Below are 19,712 nucleotides of genomic sequence, written 5' to 3' on the forward strand. Positions count from 1 at the left end.
GACATGGGGGCAGGAAAAAATGAATGAAAAAAAGATCTTGAATGATTTTGTCGTAATCAAAGCCATTGAGGATAGTGTGAATGTCATCGGGTTGACAAGGGGAACGGACACCAAGTTTCATCACTCCGAAAAACTAGACTCAGGAGAGGTGATGATCGCACAATTCACGGAGCATACCTCGGCAATTAAAATCAGGGGCCATGCAAAAGTCTATACTCCATTCGGAGAGATAGAAAGTGATTCCAAAAAGAATTCACCTGAGAAATGATAGCTTCTCAATACTTGGTTAATTAGTAAATCAATCATCTGATATCACGTTTAACAAGCTGTAAATTTCCCGCATCCATTTTTTTGAAGAGCAAAAGACGATGGTTTCCTTACCTTTGGAAGTTTCATTTTATAAACGTTGACCATTTCATCTGATTGTTTTTATGGTATAATAATGTGTATTTTACACAGACAGAAAAACCAATATGTATAAAAAAATTATCTTTCGGGGATGCAAGGGTGATCTCAATTGTTAAACATAACGGACGACATAAGGCAATTAAAGCGGTTAATAGAAACGAAAGCTCAACATCCATATTTATTGAAGTATATACAAAAGCCAAGCTTGGACGAAGATAAACTGATATTGCTTTGGGGATTGTTTAACGATTTGGACGTTTTAAGCGAAAAACGAAATCAATACATCATTTCAACCATGTTAGTGCAAATAGCTCTGGATACCCATGAAATCGTCTCGAATTCAGGAGAAGGAACCGAGTTGCCCGAGGTATTGAAAAATCGTCAATTACAAGTGCTTGCCGGTGATTACTATAGTGGCTTATATTATCAAGGGCTTGCCAGTGTAGGTAATGTTGATATGATCCGAATACTTTCGAGCGCGATAAAAAAAATAAATGACAATAAAATCATTCTTTACCAACAAGGGTCCATTAATGATGTCCCAACGCTTTTAATGACGATCAAAGCGATCGAGGCTTCGCTGATTCATAAACTGGCGGATTACTATAATGAGCCTGCCTGGATAGAAATTGCCGAAGATCTGCTGCTTTTAAAACGGTTGCATGCCGAGAAGAACCGTTATATGGAAACGGGGCAATCGATAGTGTTTGATGTCCTAAGGGACATGCCTCTCGATGACTCGATTGGCGGGGAAGTGACCATTTCGGAAAAAGAAGAACAGGTACGCACTCAATTCGACAAGTGCCTGAGGGATGCCAGGCAATCCGTACAGTGCTCGATGCGGAAGCTGGCAAAGGTGGATGATGAACTTCTGGAAAGAGTGAAGGCCGTCTTGGAACAAACAGAGAGTATAGCAAATTCATATGTGAAAGAAGGGTGAATCATGGAGCAGTCTAAAGAGCAAAAAGTTCATCATGTCTTTGAAAAGATCTACGGAAATTATGACAAGATGAATTCCCTCATCAGCTTTAAACAGCATCTTAAATGGCGGAAGGCTACAATGGCCATCATGAATGTCCCAAAAGGCGCCCATGCACTGGATGTATGCTGTGGAACAGCGGACTGGACCATTGCCCTTGCTAATGAAGTAGGACCAGAAGGAAAGGTTGTTGGTCTGGATTTTAGTAAGAACATGCTGAAAATCGGCGAACAGAAGGTAAATGAACTCAATCTGGAGCAAGTGTCCCTAATGCATGGGAATGCAATGGAGCTTCCTTTTGAGGATAATAGCTTTGATTATGTCACGATCGGTTTCGGGCTGCGGAATGTCCCCGATTACATGAAAGTGCTTAAAGAGTTAAACCGGGTAGCCAAGCCGGGTGGAATGATCGTTTGCCTGGATACTTCACAGCCTACGATGCTTGGCTTTAAACAGGGCTATTATTTTTATTTCCGTTTCATCATGCCCATGTTCGGCAAATTATTCGCAAAAAGCTATAGCGAATACTCATGGCTGCAGGAATCGGCTCGGGATTTCCCTGGCATGAAAAAGCTTGAAAACATGTTCAAGCAGGCGGGAATGGAAAATGTCAGTTATAAGGCCCATTTCGGTGGGGTAGCAGCAACACATTTCGGGTACAAGCCTTCAAAATAAGCATAATAGCAATGGACAAAGCTGGGTGGAATGTATGAAATTTAAAATGATGTATTCATTTTTGAATGCAGATTTGCAATTAATAGAAAAAGAACTGGAAGCCGCAATCGAAGCGGATTCCACGGTTTTAAGGGAAGCTTCCCTGCATTTGCTGCAATCCGGTGGAAAACGGATCCGTCCGGTATTCGTCCTATTGGGTGCGAAGTTTGGCAACTATGATATTCATGTCGTAAAGCATGTCGCAGCGACTTTGGAACTGATCCACACAGCTTCCCTTGTGCATGATGATGTTGTGGATGATGCGGATTTACGCAGGGGATCTGCTACCATTAAATCAAAATGGGATAATCGTGTCGCCATGTACACAGGCGACTTCATTTTTGCTCGTGCACTGGAAATGATGGCGGTTATCGAGTCTCCGCTGGCGCATCAAATTCTCGCTGATACTATGGTTGAACTATGTCTTGGGGAGATTGAACAAATAAAAGATAAATATAATTTCGAACAGAATTGGCGGATATACTTTAGAAGGATCAAACGGAAAACGGCATTGCTCATTGCATCCAGTTGCCAGTTGGGAGCCATTTCAGCGGGCGTTGAAGAGAGAATTCACCAAAAGCTATTTAAATTTGGATATTATGTCGGTATGTCTTATCAAATCACCGATGATATATTGGATTTTACTGCTTCGGAAGAAGAGCTTGGGAAACCAGCCGGCAGTGATTTGATTCAAGGTAATATCACTTTACCCGTATTGATTGCTATGGAAGATCCAAAGTTAAAAAAGCTTATCGAAACAGTTCGGGAAGATACGCCAAAAGAGGAAATGTCCCATATAATTCATGCGATAAAAACTTCAGGTGCCATTGAAAAGGCAGCGAGGATCAGTGATATGTATCTAGAAAAGGCTTTTACTGAGTTGAAAGGTCTTCCTGCCATTAAAGCTAGAAAAACTTTATCGGATATCGCGAAAAATATCGGAAAAAGAAAGTTTTGATAATGGGAGTTGCGAAACTCATCAAACAATGGTAATATTCTAAAAGTATTGCCTTATATAGGCAAATAACAATGATACATATTAGGAGTGACATTCATGGAAAGAACATTTTTAATGGTTAAGCCTGACGGCGTTCAACGCAATTTAATCGGTGAAATCGTTTCCCGTTTTGAAAAAAAAGGCTTCCTTCTTGCAGGAGCAAAATTAATGGTCATTTCTCAAGAATTGGCTGAGCAGCATTATGGCGAGCACAAAGAACGTCCTTTCTTTGGCGAACTAGTGGACTTCATTACTTCAGGTCCTGTCTTCGCAATGGTTTGGGAAGGTGAAAACGTAATCGCTACTGCACGTCAAATGATGGGTGCCACTAACCCTAAAGATGCAGCAGCAGCAACAATTCGTGGCGATTTTGCCGTAACTGTCGGCAAAAACATCATTCACGGATCTGATTCGGCTGAAAGCGCTGTACGTGAAATCGGTTTATTCTTCAAAGAAGAAGAACTTGTTGAGTACTCTAAACTTGTTAACGAGTGGGTTTATTAATTAATACGATCTCTTTAAAAAAAAGCGGGTTCCATCGTCATTATGCGATGGAACCCGCTTTTTTAATGGCATTATTAGTTTCAAGCAGCAACGTAAAGGATCATTTTAGTTTAAAGAAAAAATGCCGCTCTCCGATATAAATAAAGGGAAGAACCACTTAAAATAATTATGTGCAGGGGAGTCGTGGGAATGCCTCAAGAATATGAAGAGTTTATTCGTAATATCAAAATGCTGACAGGTATTGATTTGGCGTTATATAAGGAAGGGCAAATGAAAAGGCGACTAACATCTCTATATGAAAAAAGAGGATATCATTCATTTCGTGAATACTACAAAGACATTCAAGCCAATTCATGTGTTTTAAATGAGCTTTTGGATAGAATGACAATCAACGTTTCCGAATTTTATAGAAATGCGAAAAGATGGGAAGTGCTGGAGAGGAAAATCCTGCCTGGGTTATTAGAAAGCAAAAAAAAGTTGAAAATTTGGAGTGCTGCCTGCTCAACTGGCGAGGAACCATATACGATTGCCATGATATTATCCAATCTGGTCCCACTTAGCCAGATAGAAATATTGGCGACGGATCTCGATGAAAATGTATTGGCGAGAGCGAAGTTGGGGATGTATCCTGAACGTTCCTTAAATGAAGTGCCTGAGGAAATTAAAAGGAAATACTTTGAAAAAAAAGAAGATTTTTATCGTGTCGATGATGAAATCAAGAGAAGGGTGACATTTAAAAAGCAAAACCTTCTTGCTGACCGATTCGACCAAGAGTTCGATTTAATCGTTTGCCGCAATGTTTTAATTTATTTCACGGAAGAAGCAAAGAATTTATTATATGAAAAATTTAGTGCATCGCTAAAAAGCGGCGGGGTATTTTTTGTAGGAAGTACTGAACAAATATTCACCCCAGCAAAATATCAATTTGAAACGATCGACACATTTTTTTATAAGAAAAAGTAAATACTTTAGAAAAAAGGGACTGATTCTGCACGTGCGCAGTCAGTCCCTTTTCGTTTGCCGTGTAATAGCCATTCCAGTAGAACTCTAATTTGGAAGAATAAACTATATCGAAAATGTTTAAGTACTTGTAAAATAGAAAGAAAAGTGATTAAATTCAAACAATATGGTTTTTACGTTTTACATATACCCACGTTTCATAAAATTGTGGTATATTGATACATATACACTTTAAAGTGCTAAAAGGGGGCTGGAAGATGAGATATTTAACAGCGGGAGAATCACATGGTCCGCAACTGACTACTATCATTGAAGGATTACCGGCAGGAATGCCGATTTCGAAAGAGGATATCAATCAAGAATTAGGACGCCGGCAAAAAGGGCATGGACGTGGAAGAAGGATGCAGATCGAGAAAGATCAGGCTTTTATTTCTTCGGGAATCAGACATGGCTACACACTCGGTTCACCGGTTGCTTTAGTGGTTGAGAACGATGATTGGAAGCATTGGACAAAAATTATGGGAAGCGAAGGGCTTTCAGAAGAGGAAGCTGAAGAAATTAAACGTAAAATCACCCGGCCACGTCCTGGTCATGCCGACTTGAACGGCGGGATTAAATATGGGCACCGCGATTTAAGAAATGTTCTGGAGCGCTCTTCAGCCCGTGAAACGACAGTAAGGGTGGCAGCAGGAGCTGTCGCGAAAAAGCTATTGTCTTTATTGGGGATAGAAGTGGCATCGCATGTTTTGGAAATTGGCGGAGTGAAGGCAGAACCGCCAAAATACGATAGCATTCAGCAATTGCAACAAGTAACAGAAGAATCTTCTGTTAGATGTTTTGACAAGAACGTAGAACAGCAGATGAAGGATGCAATTGATGAAGCGAAACAAAAAGGAGACTCCATCGGCGGCATCGTTGAAGTCATTGTAGAAGGAATGCCGGTGGGTGTAGGAAGTTATGTGCATTATGACCGTAAACTTGATGCAAAACTGGCCGCAGCGATAATGAGCATCAATGCATTTAAAGGGGTGGAAATAGGTCTTGGATTTGAGGCTGCCCATCTATTTGGCAGTGATGTCCATGATGAAATCGCATGGGACGAAGAACAGGGCTATTACCGGAAAACCAATCGCCTTGGCGGTTTTGAAGGCGGTATGACAACGGGGATGCCGATAGTTGTACGCGGTGTGATGAAGCCGATTCCCACTTTATATAAACCTTTGAAAAGCGTTGATATTGATACGAAGGAAGTGTTTGAAGCAAGTGTCGAACGTTCCGATAGTTGTGCGGTTCCTGCAGCAGCAGTGGTTGCTGAGGCGGTAGTAGCATGGGAACTGGCGGCAGCCATCGTTGATCAATTCCCTTCAGATCGTTATGAGCAATTAGCGGAATACATAAGATCATATCGGGAAGAAGTAAAGGGGTTTTAAATCATGGAATCCATCCAAATAAAAACGGCTTCCAAGCAATATCCGGTTTTAATTGGCAAGAAGGCAATAAATGAATTGCCCGAATTAATATCACATGAATTAAATCATCTAAACAAGATTCTGATCATAACTGATGAGAAAGTGGCGGCACTTCATTTGCAGACCGTGAAAAACGCCCTGATCAAGACGGGGAAACCTGTCCTGCACCATGTGGTGCCAGAAGGGGAGCATGCTAAAACATTCGATGTGTTTTATGAATGCCAAAGCTTCTGCTTAACTCAACAGATTAATCGCAAATCATTGATTATCGCCCTTGGCGGTGGTGCAGTAGGTGATTTGGCTGGATTCGTTGCGGCTACTTTTATGAGAGGGATTCCATTTATACAGGTTCCGACGACTTTACTCGCCCATGATAGTGCAGTGGGCGGCAAGGTTGCCATCAATCACCCGCTAGGGAAAAATATGATTGGGGCCTTTCATCAGCCTGAAGCGGTGATTTATGATCTTGAATTTTTAAAAACTCTGCCTCTTAAAGAATTAAGGTCAGGTTTTGCGGAAGTCATTAAACATTCATTGATAGCCGATAATGAGTTTTATCTTTGGTTAAAGTCGAATATTGTTGATTTGAATGATATAACGGATGAGCAATTCCTGACAATGATTACAAAAGGGATTGGAATTAAAGCTAAAATTGTCGAAGAGGATGAAAAGGAAAACGGCATTCGTGCCTTTTTGAATTTTGGTCATACGCTCGGACATGCAGTGGAAGGTTCAATGGGGTACGGAAACTTTACGCATGGGGAATCCATTTTAATCGGGATGGTTTATGCCCTCAAATTGAGCAGAAAGAAAGTGGATCTCGATTTTAAACTGGATGAGTTTATTAGCTGGGTATCTTCTTTAGGTTATCAAATAACGATTCCAACCAGGCTTGAACATGCAATGCTGCTTGAGTTAATGAAAACAGACAAAAAATCGGTCAATGATTCAGCTACTTTTGTCCTGCTAAACGAAGTGGGGTCACCGCTATTAATGGATATAGCCGACTCCGAGCTGATAGAGGAAATGGCGGATATGATATAAAGTTCAGGAGAAGGGGGGACTATGTGTGATAAGAGGAATAAGGGGTGCCACTACTGTAGAAAGAGACACGGAAATGGAAGTGATTTCCGCTGCCGAAAGGTTGATGGCAGAGATCATTCAGGTCAACGAGATTGATCCCGAAATGGTTGCTTCTGTGTTTTTTTCTGCTACGGAAGAGATTCGTTCTGTCTTCCCTGCCAAAGCCTTGAGGAAATTCGAAGGCTGGACTTATGTACCGGTTACTTGCATGAAAGAAATACCGGTCAGCAATTCCTTGCCATTTTGCATTCGGGTCATGATCCATGTAAATACGACGAAATCTCAAAAAGAGATACAGCATGTATACCAGGCAGGGGCTACGGTATTACGGCCAGATTTGACAAAGCAAATATAAGATGATTTTAAATCTATGAATATGATATACTATTCTCACACTTTCTTACTTTAAAGTGATAAAAATATAGAGGTGATTGACATGAAATGGAATGAAGCGGTCCTTTCCTTGAAGTCTTATCAACCGGGAAAATCCACTGATGAAGTGAAAAAATTATACGGGTTGGAAAAAATCACGAAATTAGCTTCAAATGAAAATCCTTTCGGCTGTTCGGAAAAAGTAAAGGAGTCCGTTAGGAATTCAACCCATTCGTTTGCGATCTATCCAGATGGATATGCAACGATGCTAAGGGAAGCTGTTGCAAAACATACAGGTGTAAAAGAAACTCAGCTTATTTTTGGAAATGGATCTGATGAGAACATTCAAATCATCTCCCGAAGCCTATTGGGAGCTGGAAAGAATACGGTCATGGCAACAGGCACTTTTTCACAGTATCGCCATAATGCCACGCTAGAAGGTGCGGAAATCAGGGAAGTTCCTCATATCGATGGTGCTCATGATCTAGAAGGAATGCTTAAAGTTATAGATGAAAAAACAGCAGTTGTCTGGCTTTGTACACCAAATAATCCAACAGGTAAATACATTTCGGAACAGAACTTATTATCATTCATTGAAAAAGTGCCGGAAGATGTACTTATCGTTTTGGATGAAGCTTACTGTGAATATGCAACGGCTGAGGATTACCCGAGAACGAATCAATGGATTAATAAATATAAAAATTTGATCATACTCCGGACATTCTCAAAAATCTATGGACTTGCCAGTTTTAGGGTAGGGTACGGATTGGCGGATGAGGATATCATCCAGAAACTAGATCCATCCCGGGAACCATTCAATGTCAACACATTCGCACAGAATATTGCTATCGTCGCTTTGGAAGATCAAGCCTTCATTGAAAAATGCAAGGAAGAAAATCAAAAAGGGCTCAAGCAGTACTATGAATTTTGCAATAAGGAAAATTTAGCTTATTACCCGTCACAAGGTAATTTCATCTTTATCCATTTTAAACAGGATGCCGATGTGGTGTTTCAATATTTGCTTGAGCGCGGATACATTGCAAGGTCGGGGAAATCTTTCGGTTTTCCTAACAGCCTAAGGGTCACGGTTGGTTCTACGGAAGAAAATGAAGGAATGATTAACGCTATTAAATCTTTTTTGAATGAAGTTGAGGCACCTTCTGATTCGCTGCTTTAACGTTTCATCAAACCTAGAGGAGCACAAAAGATGCGGGGGAGAGAAGAGTGAAGGGTAAGGTTTTCGTAATAGGTCTAGGTCTAATTGGCGGATCATTGGCCATGGCTGTACGCCATGCGCATCCCGAAGCCGTGATTGTTGGTACGGACCTAAGTGAAAAGAATATTCAACTATCGATGCTATTAGGGATCATTGATGATTCTGTATCATCATTGGAAGCGGGAGCATGTGATGCTGATTTGATTCTACTTGCAGTGCCTGTCAATGAAACCGTGAAGATTTTAGCTCAATTAGCTGAAATGGATTTAAAAAGTGATGTCCTCATATCGGATGCAGGGAGTACGAAGGATACAGTCGTTAAGGCAGCAAAACCATTGATAGATAAAGGGGTGGCCTTCATCGGGGGGCACCCTATGGCTGGTTCCCATAAAAGCGGTGCTGCGGCAGCCAAATTGCATTTATTCGAACATGCATTTTATTTGCTTACTCCCGGAGATTCCATCGAAGAAGAAAAAGTTGAGCAACTGAAAGGGTGGCTGCAAGGGACAAGAGCGAACTTTCTGGTTGTAAGTCCTGCCACACATGATAAGCTGACTGGGGTCATTAGTCATTTTCCGCATATTGTCGCATCGGGGCTCGTTAAGCAAGCAGAAAATTACAGTAAGGAAAATAAGTTAATTTCAAGGCTTGCGGCAGGTGGATTTCGGGATATTACAAGAATTGCTTCAAGCAGTCCGGAAATGTGGCGTGACATTTTGTTACATAACCGGGATGTGCTACTTGAATTAATGAATGATTGGCTGAATGAAATGGAGCATATAAAAGGTCTGGTCGCGAATGAAGATAGTGAAGAAATCCTTCGATTCTTCACCGATGCCAAGATTTTCAGGGATGATTTGCCAACATCTGCGAAAGGCGCCATACCAGCGTTTTATGATTTATATATCGATATACCGGATTATGCCGGAATAATTTCTGAGATTACCGGATATTTGGCACAGGAAGGTATCAGCATTACAAACATAAGGATCATTGAAACCAGAGAAGAGATATACGGTGTGCTGGTCATCAGCTTCCAAACGGATGTTGATCGCATTAAAGCTTCGGAGTGTATTTCAAGACATACAGATTATGAAACGATCCTGGCATAATATTAATAGGGAAGGATGGTTTTATGAATACAAAAAAATTACAAACGAACATCCAAACATTACGTGGTTCGATTGCCATACCTGGAGATAAGTCGATCTCCCATCGTTCGATAATGTTCGGAGCCCTTGCCGAGGGGGAAACGACAGTCACTAATTTTCTTCCAGGAGCGGATTGTTTGAGTACGATTTCCTGTTTTAAGCAGCTTGGAGTCCATATTGAACAAGATGGCCAGCACGTCAAAATTGCAGGCAAAGGTTTTAAAGGATTAACTGAACCTGAATCAGTGCTGGATGTCGGAAATTCTGGTACCACGATCAGGTTAATGATGGGCATTTTGGCAGGACAGGAATTTTCGGCCGTTTTGGCAGGTGACGAATCAATAGCCAAACGTCCAATGACCCGGGTAGTAAACCCTCTTCGCCAGATGGGAGCGATCATTGATGGCCGCAAAGGAGCCGAATACACCCCGCTTTTCATAAGAGGAGGCCAATTAAAAGGTTTTCGCTATGAATTGCCTGTGGCAAGTGCGCAGGTGAAATCAGCGATAATTTTGGCTGGTTTACAGGCAGAAGGTGAAACGATCATTATCGAACCGGAAGAGACCCGTGATCATACAGAACGAATGATCCAAGAGTTTGGCGGGAAAATCGAAAAGGACGGTCAAACGATTAAAGTAAGTGGAAATCAAGTCTTCAAAGGAACTAACATCCATGTGCCGGGTGATATTTCTTCAGCGGCTTTCTTCATGGTGGCTGCAGCGATTACGGAAAATAGTGAAGTGGTATTAAAGAATGTCGGCCTTAATCCGACAAGGACTGGAATCATCGAAGTCATGAAATCGATGGGGGCGGATATTACGATAGAGAAGAAGACGACCGAGGGTGAACCTGCAGGAGACATCACTGTCAGAAGCTCCCGGCTAAAGGGAACGACCATCAGCGGTGATTTAATTCCGCGTCTCATTGATGAAATACCGGTCATTGCACTTTTGGCAACACAGGCTGAAGGGATAACGACAATCAAGGATGCAGCAGAACTTAAAGTGAAAGAGACGAATCGAATTGATACTGTTGCAAATGAGCTTTCCGTCCTGGGCGCAGATATAACCCCGACAGCAGACGGATTGATCATCAAAGGGCGTAAAGCCTTGAATGGTGGTAAGGTTACAAGCCATGGGGACCATCGTATCGGGATGATGCTTGCTGTAGCGGCTTTGATAACGGATGGGGAAGTGGAACTTGCTGACCCTGATGCCATAGATGTATCATATCCACAATTTTTTGGTCATTTGACGCAATTGATAAAGTGAATATAAAAAAAGTTTACATACCTTATTTGGTCTGTAAACTTTTTTTAAATCCTGAAAAGCGTTGAAAGCGCTAACATTCGGACTTTTTATACCTGTATTGATCATGAAAATAAATGAAAATGGTGTTCATGGTCAAAAAGGAGATTTACCATAGCGTGGAGAATTAACTAGTAACCTTTTTTTAATGAGAATGGGAGGGGACTTCATCAATGGAATACAGGGCTACAGTATGGTAAACTAATGAATACTGTTTACTATACATCTTGCGATTATATGGTATTTTGTTCTTAATGGCAGAGTATGTTACATTATGGCGTGAGTGTGTATGACTAAGGACCAAGTCTATCATGCAAAAGGAAGGATTCAACAATGAACAAAGTGGAACAAGTTATACAGCATTTAAAAAAAGGGGAATTAACAGAAGCTCTTAAACATATAAATCGAATTAAATCATCAGAGTCAGCAGAGGACATATTGTTGCTGGCCGAAGAAATGCTCCAGCTTGGTTTTGCGGAGGAGGCAAAGGATCTTTTTGAACATCTGCTGCAACTCTATCCCGATGAAGGAGAATTAATTGTTTCGTTGGCGGAAATCCTGATTGACATGGACCAGGAAGATGAAGCGATGCTGATGCTTGAAAAAGTAAGTGCAGATGATGAAGTATATCCAAGTGCTTTGCTTTTGGAAGCGGACCTGTATCAATTACAGGGGATGGACGAGGTCAGCGAAAGGAAATTACTGCAGGCCAAAGAAATGCTTCCAGATGAGATCATCATTGATTTTGCACTAGCTGAACTGTTCTTTCATCAAGGAAGGGATCAGGAAGCCATTGCAAATTACATAAAGGTTTTGGAACAGGAACAAGAAATCGCTGGTGTTAATGTCAATCAGAGGCTTGCTGAAGCATTAAGCAGTTCGGGGAAGTTCGAGGATGCCCTTCCGCACTTTGAAAAGGCCTTAAAGGATGGACTTGAAATCAATACCCTATTTGAATATGCATTTACAGCTTTTCAGGCAGGTCTTTATGACACAGCCGTACGAAAGTTCATTGAACTGAAAGAATTAGATCATGAATACCATTCTTTATATTTGTACTTGGCAAAGAGTTATGAACATCTTGAAGATCTGGAAAATGCCCTGAAAACAGTCAAAGAAGGAATCAAGGCTGATGAATTCAATAAGGAACTTTACTTCTTCGGTGGAAAAATTGCCTTGAAAAGCGGGCTTGATGAAGAGGCGGAAAATCTATTTAAAGAAGCACTGGCCATTGATCCGGGATACCTGGAAGCTGCACTCACCCTCTTGAAATTGTATATGCACCACGAACGGTATGAAGATGTATTGGAGTGTATTGGTGAAGTAAGGCGATATGGAGAGGATGATCCGCAGTTTGAATGGATAGCTGCTGTATCATATCAGCATACTGAACAATTTAAAGAGTCATTAACCAGCTATCATAAAGCATATAATTCATTCAAGAACAATCAAGATTTCCTTGAGGATTATGGTTTCTTTTTAATTGAAGAAGGAGACAGAGCCACATCTAGAGAAGTATTTAATAAGCTCCTTGAGATGAACCCGGCGAATGATGAGTATGCGATGATATTGGAGCGGCTAGGTGAAAGCACAGATGAAATGTAGATAAGTGAAACGAAACTAAATCTAGACAGAGGAGGGAATTCATGGTGGCTGCCCCTGTTTCTGTGAATGAGAAGAAGGATTTTATTCGGTGGTTTTTAAATCATTATCAACTGAAACGAAGAGAATGTGTGTGGATTTTGAATTACTTAATGAGTCATGATCAACTAATGAAAAAGGTTCATTTTGTAGAAAATGCACAATATTGCCCACGTGGATTGATTATGTCGACACATTGTGTGGATGAGGTCCCTTTCAGGTTCTATAAGTCCAATATCATGACGACCGATGCAGAGAAATCTTTTCATGATATCCGTTTAAATCGGGATGAAGACATTTATATTCAGCTTAATTTTAAATCGTCTTATTCTTCCTATCAATATGCAGCGGTACTCGAGAACAACCCCTTCATGCCGAAATCAACGGCGTCGAATGAAAAAGACCAGCTGCTGGCTGAACAATTTTTGGAAAGAAGCATGTTGTATTTTCAAAGGGACCGTTTGCTTAAGGAAATCGATGAAGCCCTTGATAAGCATGATGAACTAGCATTTAAGAACTTGACCGAACAATTGAATCAATTAAAAGTACTTGGATGAAATATATTGACCTTTCCGTAATCAGGAAAGGTTTTTATTTTTTATAAAACATTGATAAAATTCACATTTTTGTAAAGACTATGGGTATATGGTAAAGATGTTATAAAAATAATGGTAAAATGATAAGGAGTTGATTTAAAAAATCGGGAGTGAAGAAAAAACATGAAGTGGACAGCAAAAGATCTTGACATGTATATGCAGTCAAAAGAGTATGTGGATACCGTTTTGATTCCTTTGGTTCCCCTATCTTTTCGAGGACAAATGAAGCAAACGGGCTCGATGAATGAATTTCTTACATTTTTAAGCTTGGAAATTGAAAAGCAGATGAAAGGAAGAATTCTTTTATTGCCAACATTTCATTATTTAAGTGATGAATTGGATAAGGTTGAGCGGTTAAAACGTTGGGCCAATGAAGTGAAAGAAAATAATTTCGAGCATGTTTTTTTTCTTACATCGGATTTTGAGTGGAAAAAGGAGGAGCGGGAATTAGAAAATAATTTAGTATGGATTCCTGCCATCCCGCTGGAAGGGCTTGAAATCGAACAAGCAAGGGAAATGATTCACCAGCAAGTTATCCAAATCCTTGATATTTTCTCTTATAATTGGAAAAATGAAAAAAAGTAGGATTTTTCGCATTATTTGACACATAGTTGCCACCTTTTGGGTTTTACAAATATTGACCTTGGTAAATTATTGAGATATCATGGAAATGTCCTAGTTTTATAGTGTCGCTATTTATTGGTCCTTTGGGCTCTCAGTATAGTAATAGAGGGGGGGAAAACGCATGAGCAAGCATAATGTTTCACGACGTCAATTCCTTAATTACACACTTACTGGCGTTGGTGGATTTATGGCGGCCGGTATGTTGATGCCTATGGTTAGGTTTGCAATTGATCCTGTATTATCAGCAGATAAAGGCGGGGATTACGTTGCAACTAAACAGAAGGTAGGTGAACTGACTACCGAACCAACCCGTGTCGACTTTAGTTTTAAACAGGTCGATGGGTGGTATGAGTCTGAAGAAACAAATACAGCTTGGGTTTACAAAACGGATGATGGTAAGATCGTTGCTTTATCTCCAATCTGTAAACATTTAGGCTGTACGGTAGGCTGGAATACGGATAAGACTAATCCGAATCAATTTTTCTGTCCTTGCCATTATGGCAGGTATACGAAAGATGGAGTGAATGTGAAAGGGACACCGCCGGTTTCACCATTGGATGTCTATGACACGAAAGAAAAAGATGGAATACTTTATTTGGGTCAACTAAAACCGCATGGGGAGGCGTAAACATTGCTAACAAAGTTATATGACTGGGTGGACGAGCGTTTAGATATTACGCCATTATGGCGGGATATTGCTGACCATGAGGTTCCAGAACATGTTAACCCCGCACATCATTTTTCTGCATTCGTATATTGTTTTGGTGGGTTAACTTTCTTTATTACGGTCATCCAAATCTTGTCAGGCATGTTCTTGACGATGTACTATGTCCCGGACATTAAAAACGCTTGGGAATCTGTTTATTATTTGCAAAATGAAGTTGCCTTCGGTCAAATTGTCCGTGGTATGCATCACTGGGGAGCAAGTCTAGTTATCGTTATGATGTTTTTACATACTCTTCGTGTCTTCTTCCAGGGAGCTTACAAAAAACCGCGTGAATTGAACTGGATGGTCGGCGTGTTGATTTTCTTCATCATGCTGGCATTAGGCTTGACTGGTTATTTATTGCCTTGGGATATGAAAGCGCTATTCGCAACGAAGGTTACTTTGACAATTGTCGAATCGGTACCATTGATGGGGCCGGCACTCAAGACATTGATAGCAGGAGATCCAACCATCGTTGGAGCACAGACATTGACACGATTCTTTGCTATCCATGTATTCTTCCTGCCAGCAGCATTATTTGCTTTACTAGCGGCTCATTTCCTGATGATCCGAAAACAAGGTATTTCAGGCCCGCTATAAAAGAATGGTGAACCAAAAACCAAATAAACCTTTTCATAAAGGAGGGGAATTGTTCAATGCATCGTGGGAAAGGTATGAAATTCGTAGGTGACTCGCGTATCTCCGCGGACCGTAAACCGAATATTCCGAAAGATTATTCAGAATATCCTGGGAAAACTGAAGCATTTTGGCCTAATTTCCTTTTAAAAGAATGGATGGTAGGAGCTGTATTTCTTGTAGGTTATCTTTGCCTGACAATCGCTCATCCGTCACCATTGGAAAGGATAGCAGATCCTACAGATACAGGGTATATTCCGCTGCCGGACTGGTATTTCCTATTCCTTTACCAATTACTTAAGTATACCTATGCTTCAGGTCCTTATAATGCAATCGGGTCCATGGTAATACCTGGTTTGGCTTTCGGGGCATTGCTTTTGGCACCTTTTCTGGATCGTGGTACAGAGCGGAGCCCGGCGAAACGTCCTTTTGCTGTAGGCTTCATGTTATTGGCAATGGCCGGCGTTTTCTATTTAACATGGGAATCCGCAGCCCATCACGATTGGGAAGCTTCCAAGAAGCAAGGAGCGATCGTGGAAGGTGCAGACATTGATAAAGAGAGCGATGGGTATAAATTAATGGATTCTAATGGGTGTATCAGCTGTCATGGAGCAGAATTAACTGGTGGAGCAGGAGCGCCAAGCTTAATTGACACTGGTTTAAAGCCAGAGGAAATCTCTAAGATCGCAGTCAAAGGCCAGGGCGCCATGCCAGCTGGCATGTTCAAAGGTACAGATGAAGAATTGAAAACATTAGCTGAATTTGTATCAGGTTTATCGGCAAAATAAATAGCATCCACAGCATTTTCTTTCATATGCTGCAAATGAAGCTGACGACTACGGTTGTCGGCTTTTTTTATTGGTAAATTGAAGCGTTAATGAGAAGAAATTGAAATGAATACTTGGTTTTCTGGTTGATGGCCTGTAAAATGAGTATACATGAGAATGTAAGTGAGGGTAAAAGAATGAATGTTATCTACAGTTGGCTTGCAAATCGGCAAATGCTCGTTTTGTTATTATTAATAAATATATTCGGAACAGCCTATGGATATTATTGGTACGGTAGTCAATTGGAAAACACTCCGGCGATTTTTTTGGCATTTGTACCGGATAGCCCGACTGCCAGCCTGTTTTTTGTATTTGTTTTAACGGGTTTCCTTTTAAGAAGGAATTTCGGACTTATGGAAGCATTGGCGATAATGACACTATTCAAATATGGCATATGGGCAGTTGTAATGAATTTGATGACCTACGTGACAACAGGTTCATTGCCATGGGAAGGTTATATGTTAATGGCTTCTCATTTGGGGATGGCGATTCAAGGGATATTATATGCACCATTTTATCGAATAAAACCTTGGCATATGATAGTGGCAGGGATCTGGACCATACATAATGACATAATCGATTATGTTTTTGAAATGATGCCAATATACCGTGATTTATTGGTATATATGAATTCGATAGGTTATTTCACTTTTTGGCTCAGCATACTTTCCATTTTTGTCGGCTGGTACTTTGGATATAGAAATAAGCGAATCACCCTATCCTTCCCTTAAAAAGTTAACTCTAAATACAGCTTTGTAAAAGCTGGGGTAACTTTTTTATGTTGAACGAGGTCTACTCATGTTTTTTCTTTCATATCGTTTTAGTAGAGATATGAGGAGGGACGAGTAGCATGTTGAAAAAATTCATATTAACCATTGCTGTTTTATTTGTCGTCTTACATTTCCCTGTCTATGCAGAATCCTCTTCAAGTTTGGAGCAATTAGATGACATTTCCGATAGAGCCTTGGAAATGACCAAGTTGAAGCGATATGGAGATTCGGAAAAGATGCTGACGTTTTTTTCTGACCGGTTTTTAAAAGATACAGCGAAAGAGCAGATCCTTGACATGGACGAACTTCGAATTATCACTGTAGCTCATAATGAAGCGTTGATGACAATAAAGGATATGAATAAGGGAGATTCCGAAAAGGTTAATTCTGTCACAAAGTTCCGGCTTGTTGTTGATGCGGTCAAGTCTACTCATCAGCCACTTTGGACAGAGATGGAGGATCAAATGATGAATTCTTTCCAGCAGACAAAGAATGCTGCCATCAAACAAGACACCATTACATTTAATAGCCAATTGAACTTATTCCTATCACAATATGAAATGATATATCCAAGCTTGAAAGTCGACCTTTCCAAAGAAACGATGCAGCAACTGGACACGAGGATTCAATACATCAACCAATACCGCCCGGAGGTAATCAGTGATGGAGATAATCAGGAGGAACTGGAAGCGTTGCAAAACGAACTAACCTCCATTTTTGATGATATGGGTGAAGATGATGCAGATCCTTCCCTTTGGTGGGTCATCATTTCGACAGGCTCAATCATTATCATGACGCTTTCTTATGTAGGCTGGAGAAAATATAAAGGGGATAGGGAAAAACCAAGGAAAGAACATAATGATTAAAAAGACACGGGAAGAGAACACTATATTTGACACGGTTGCCTTCAATCCATAGAATTAAGAGTAATAAGAGTTATAGGAGGATACCATGTATTTCATTTATTTGGCGATTATCATTTTAATCCCGATTTATGCACAAATGAAAGTGAAAAGCACGTATAAAAAATATTCAAAGGTATCGGCCTCTTCCGGAATGAATGGTGCTGAGACGGCTCGTGCCATTTTGGATCAAAATGGACTGTTCAATGTCAGGGTCGAAGAGACACCTGGAATGCTTTCGGATCATTATGACCCAAGGGATAAAACGGTGCGTTTATCAACGGATAACTATCACGGCCATTCAGTTGCTGGCGTAGCGGTTGCAGCCCATGAAGTTGGACATGCGATTCAAGATAAAGAAGCATATGCATTCTTGCGTTTCCGCCATGCATTAGTACCGGTAGCTAATTTTGGCTCTAACATATCTTGGATTTTGATTTTAATCGGGATGCTAGCTTCACTTCCTAATTTGCTTTTGGCGGGTATCGTATTTATGTCAGCCGCTGTATTGTTCCAAGTGATAACACTGCCGGTTGAATTCAATGCTTCTTCTCGGGCAATGGATCAACTCGTTTCCGCTGGGGTCATCCGGAATGATGAAGAACGGGAAACGAAAAAAGTATTAAGTGCTGCTGCGATGACTTATGTTGCTGCCGCTCTTGTAGCCGTACTGGAATTAGTTCGTCTTCTGCTTATGTATACAGGAATGAGGGAAGAAGATTAATTTGAAAAGGACTCCATCTTGGGATGGGGTCCTTTTTCGTTTTAAAGAGTTTTTGCTGCACATTGCTAATAAAATGCAGGTAGACAGGGCAAAATTAACCAATGGATTACCTTTCAATGGGATTCTTGTTCTCATCAAGGGTAAAGCCCTCACCCAATACATCATGAACTTCACTTACTGATACAAATGCATGAGGGTCCACCGATGTTATGGCATTTTTTAAGCGGACTAACTCATTTTTGCCGACAACACAATAGAGTACTTCGCGGTCATTGCGTGTAAAGGATCCATAACCCCTTAATACAGTTACGCCCCGCTCCATATCATTCATGATTTTTTCTGCAATTTCCATGTTTTTATCACTAATGATTATTGCACCTCTAGCAGCATAGGCTCCTTCTTGCATAAAGTCGATTACTCTGGCACCTATAAATACGGCAACTAGGGTATACATCGCTTCACGGTAATCCAGGTAGGTAAGGATGGACAGGCCAATGACGACGGCATCAAAGATGAACATCGTCCGTCCCATGCCCACTCCTAAGTAACGATGGGCAAAACGGGCAATGATATCCACTCCGCCTGTTGTCCCTCCGTAACGAAAGATGATGCCCAGCCCGACACCAACAGATACACCGGCAAACAATGCCACCAGCATCAAATCGTTTCCGAGATCGATTTCGATTTCGTATCTTTCGAAAACCCATAGCCAAACGGAGAGGCCAACCGTTCCGATTATCGTATATAAGAAAGATGTGCGCCCTAGATATTTCCACCCTATTAAAAATAAGGGAATATTCAAAATCAAATTAGAATAAGAAGGATTTATCCCGATAAGTTGATATATAATCAATGTGAGACCGGTGAATCCGCCTTCGGCCAAGTTGTTCTGCATGTTAAAATGCACGAGGCCAAAAGCGAAGATTCCAGCCCCAAAAAGGATGAAGATGATATTTTTCAATTTCAAGCCCAAAAGCATGTCCCATACCTCCAAAGGTTTACATTTCATTAATTTACTTATTATAACTAATTAACCAACTATGGGCAATTTTGATTCGCGAACGTATCTGTTGTCATCTGTTTCACTTTTAGCTAACATGGAGAAGGTATGATGTTTGAAAACGAA

General features: G+C 40.7%; 22 protein-coding genes. 21 read left to right on the forward strand and 1 reads right to left on the reverse strand.

Going from position 1 to position 19,712, the window contains the following annotated elements; translation table 11 throughout:
* The first annotated feature begins 19 nt into the window (after window positions 1-19).
* The 21 genes from mtrB (at window position 20) to ACFVS1_RS05860 (ending at window position 18,586) form a co-directional block, all read left to right on the forward strand.
* The gene (mtrB, locus tag ACFVS1_RS05760; RefSeq protein WP_137016024.1) at window positions 20-268 is read left to right on the forward strand and encodes a trp RNA-binding attenuation protein MtrB; all 249 of its coding nucleotides are present in this window, start codon (window positions 20-22) and stop codon (window positions 266-268) included.
* 249 nt (window positions 269-517) lie between these two features.
* Window positions 518-1,348 (forward strand): heptaprenyl diphosphate synthase component 1, encoded by an 831-nt coding sequence (locus ACFVS1_RS05765; protein ID WP_387545589.1) that lies wholly within the window; start codon window positions 518-520, stop codon window positions 1,346-1,348.
* 3 nt (window positions 1,349-1,351) lie between these two features.
* Window positions 1,352-2,062, forward strand: a complete 711-nt coding sequence (locus ACFVS1_RS05770) for a demethylmenaquinone methyltransferase (RefSeq protein ID WP_352920278.1) — start codon at window positions 1,352-1,354, stop codon at window positions 2,060-2,062.
* Window positions 2,063-2,096: 34 nt separating this feature from the next.
* Window positions 2,097-3,059, forward strand: a complete 963-nt coding sequence (gene hepT, locus ACFVS1_RS05775; RefSeq protein ID WP_350299364.1) for a heptaprenyl diphosphate synthase component II — start codon at window positions 2,097-2,099, stop codon at window positions 3,057-3,059.
* A gap of 96 nt (window positions 3,060-3,155) precedes the next feature.
* Window positions 3,156-3,602 carry a nucleoside-diphosphate kinase gene (gene ndk / locus ACFVS1_RS05780; RefSeq protein ID WP_034308008.1) on the forward strand — a complete coding sequence of 149 codons (447 nt, stop codon included), beginning with the start codon at window positions 3,156-3,158 and terminating at the stop codon, window positions 3,600-3,602.
* Between the two features lie 189 nt (window positions 3,603-3,791).
* Window positions 3,792-4,565: a CheR family methyltransferase gene (locus ACFVS1_RS05785; RefSeq protein WP_387545593.1), complete on the forward strand. Its 774-nt coding sequence runs from the start codon at window positions 3,792-3,794 to the stop codon at window positions 4,563-4,565.
* Between the two features lie 254 nt (window positions 4,566-4,819).
* Window positions 4,820-5,992, forward strand: coding sequence for a chorismate synthase (aroC, locus tag ACFVS1_RS05790; protein ID WP_241592135.1), 1,173 nt, complete (start codon window positions 4,820-4,822; stop codon window positions 5,990-5,992).
* Between the two features lie 3 nt (window positions 5,993-5,995).
* Entirely contained in the window at window positions 5,996-7,075 is a 1,080-nt protein-coding gene (gene aroB, locus ACFVS1_RS05795) for a 3-dehydroquinate synthase (protein WP_352920285.1), read from the forward strand.
* A gap of 25 nt (window positions 7,076-7,100) precedes the next feature.
* Window positions 7,101-7,469, forward strand: a complete 369-nt coding sequence (gene aroH / locus ACFVS1_RS05800) for a chorismate mutase (RefSeq protein ID WP_352920288.1) — start codon at window positions 7,101-7,103, stop codon at window positions 7,467-7,469.
* An 81-nt stretch (window positions 7,470-7,550) separates the two neighbouring features.
* Entirely contained in the window at window positions 7,551-8,663 is a 1,113-nt protein-coding gene (hisC, locus tag ACFVS1_RS05805) for a histidinol-phosphate transaminase (protein ID WP_352920289.1), read from the forward strand.
* Between the two features lie 47 nt (window positions 8,664-8,710).
* Window positions 8,711-9,814: a prephenate dehydrogenase gene (locus ACFVS1_RS05810; RefSeq protein WP_241592121.1), complete on the forward strand. Its 1,104-nt coding sequence runs from the start codon at window positions 8,711-8,713 to the stop codon at window positions 9,812-9,814.
* 23 nt (window positions 9,815-9,837) lie between these two features.
* The gene (gene aroA, locus ACFVS1_RS05815; RefSeq protein WP_387545598.1) at window positions 9,838-11,124 is read left to right on the forward strand and encodes a 3-phosphoshikimate 1-carboxyvinyltransferase; all 1,287 of its coding nucleotides are present in this window, start codon (window positions 9,838-9,840) and stop codon (window positions 11,122-11,124) included.
* Between the two features lie 369 nt (window positions 11,125-11,493).
* The gene (locus ACFVS1_RS05820; protein WP_387545600.1) at window positions 11,494-12,765 is read left to right on the forward strand and encodes a tetratricopeptide repeat protein; all 1,272 of its coding nucleotides are present in this window, start codon (window positions 11,494-11,496) and stop codon (window positions 12,763-12,765) included.
* 41 nt (window positions 12,766-12,806) lie between these two features.
* On the forward strand, window positions 12,807-13,358 hold the full coding sequence (locus ACFVS1_RS05825) for a ReoY family proteolytic degradation factor (RefSeq protein WP_241590168.1): 552 nt from the start codon (window positions 12,807-12,809) through the stop codon (window positions 13,356-13,358).
* A gap of 162 nt (window positions 13,359-13,520) precedes the next feature.
* On the forward strand, window positions 13,521-13,982 hold the full coding sequence (locus ACFVS1_RS05830; RefSeq protein ID WP_387545602.1) for a YpiF family protein: 462 nt from the start codon (window positions 13,521-13,523) through the stop codon (window positions 13,980-13,982).
* A gap of 160 nt (window positions 13,983-14,142) precedes the next feature.
* Complete coding sequence (locus ACFVS1_RS05835; RefSeq protein WP_352920301.1) at window positions 14,143-14,649, forward strand: Rieske (2Fe-2S) protein; 507 nt, start codon at window positions 14,143-14,145, stop codon at window positions 14,647-14,649.
* A 3-nt stretch (window positions 14,650-14,652) separates the two neighbouring features.
* Window positions 14,653-15,327 carry a menaquinol-cytochrome c reductase cytochrome b subunit gene (gene qcrB, locus ACFVS1_RS05840; protein ID WP_034307974.1) on the forward strand — a complete coding sequence of 225 codons (675 nt, stop codon included), beginning with the start codon at window positions 14,653-14,655 and terminating at the stop codon, window positions 15,325-15,327.
* A gap of 56 nt (window positions 15,328-15,383) precedes the next feature.
* Complete coding sequence (locus ACFVS1_RS05845; RefSeq protein WP_352920305.1) at window positions 15,384-16,151, forward strand: menaquinol-cytochrome c reductase cytochrome b/c subunit; 768 nt, start codon at window positions 15,384-15,386, stop codon at window positions 16,149-16,151.
* A 176-nt stretch (window positions 16,152-16,327) separates the two neighbouring features.
* The gene (gene lhaT, locus ACFVS1_RS05850) at window positions 16,328-16,921 is read left to right on the forward strand and encodes a lipoprotein heptaprenylglyceryl N-acetyltransferase LhaT (RefSeq protein WP_192205336.1); all 594 of its coding nucleotides are present in this window, start codon (window positions 16,328-16,330) and stop codon (window positions 16,919-16,921) included.
* A 119-nt stretch (window positions 16,922-17,040) separates the two neighbouring features.
* On the forward strand, window positions 17,041-17,826 hold the full coding sequence (gene ypjB / locus ACFVS1_RS05855) for a sporulation protein YpjB (protein ID WP_387545607.1): 786 nt from the start codon (window positions 17,041-17,043) through the stop codon (window positions 17,824-17,826).
* Between the two features lie 85 nt (window positions 17,827-17,911).
* Entirely contained in the window at window positions 17,912-18,586 is a 675-nt protein-coding gene (locus tag ACFVS1_RS05860) for a zinc metallopeptidase (RefSeq protein ID WP_101222407.1), read from the forward strand.
* 106 nt (window positions 18,587-18,692) lie between these two features.
* On the opposite strand, the gene ACFVS1_RS05865 is transcribed toward ACFVS1_RS05860, so the two are convergent.
* Window positions 18,693-19,565 (reverse strand): YitT family protein, encoded by an 873-nt coding sequence (locus tag ACFVS1_RS05865; protein WP_352920316.1) that lies wholly within the window; start codon window positions 19,563-19,565, stop codon window positions 18,693-18,695.
* Window positions 19,566-19,712 lie beyond the last annotated feature (147 nt).

Origin of the sequence: Peribacillus sp. NPDC058075 (assembly GCF_042885195.1) — a bacterium.
Classification (GTDB): domain Bacteria; phylum Bacillota; class Bacilli; order Bacillales; family DSM-1321; genus Peribacillus.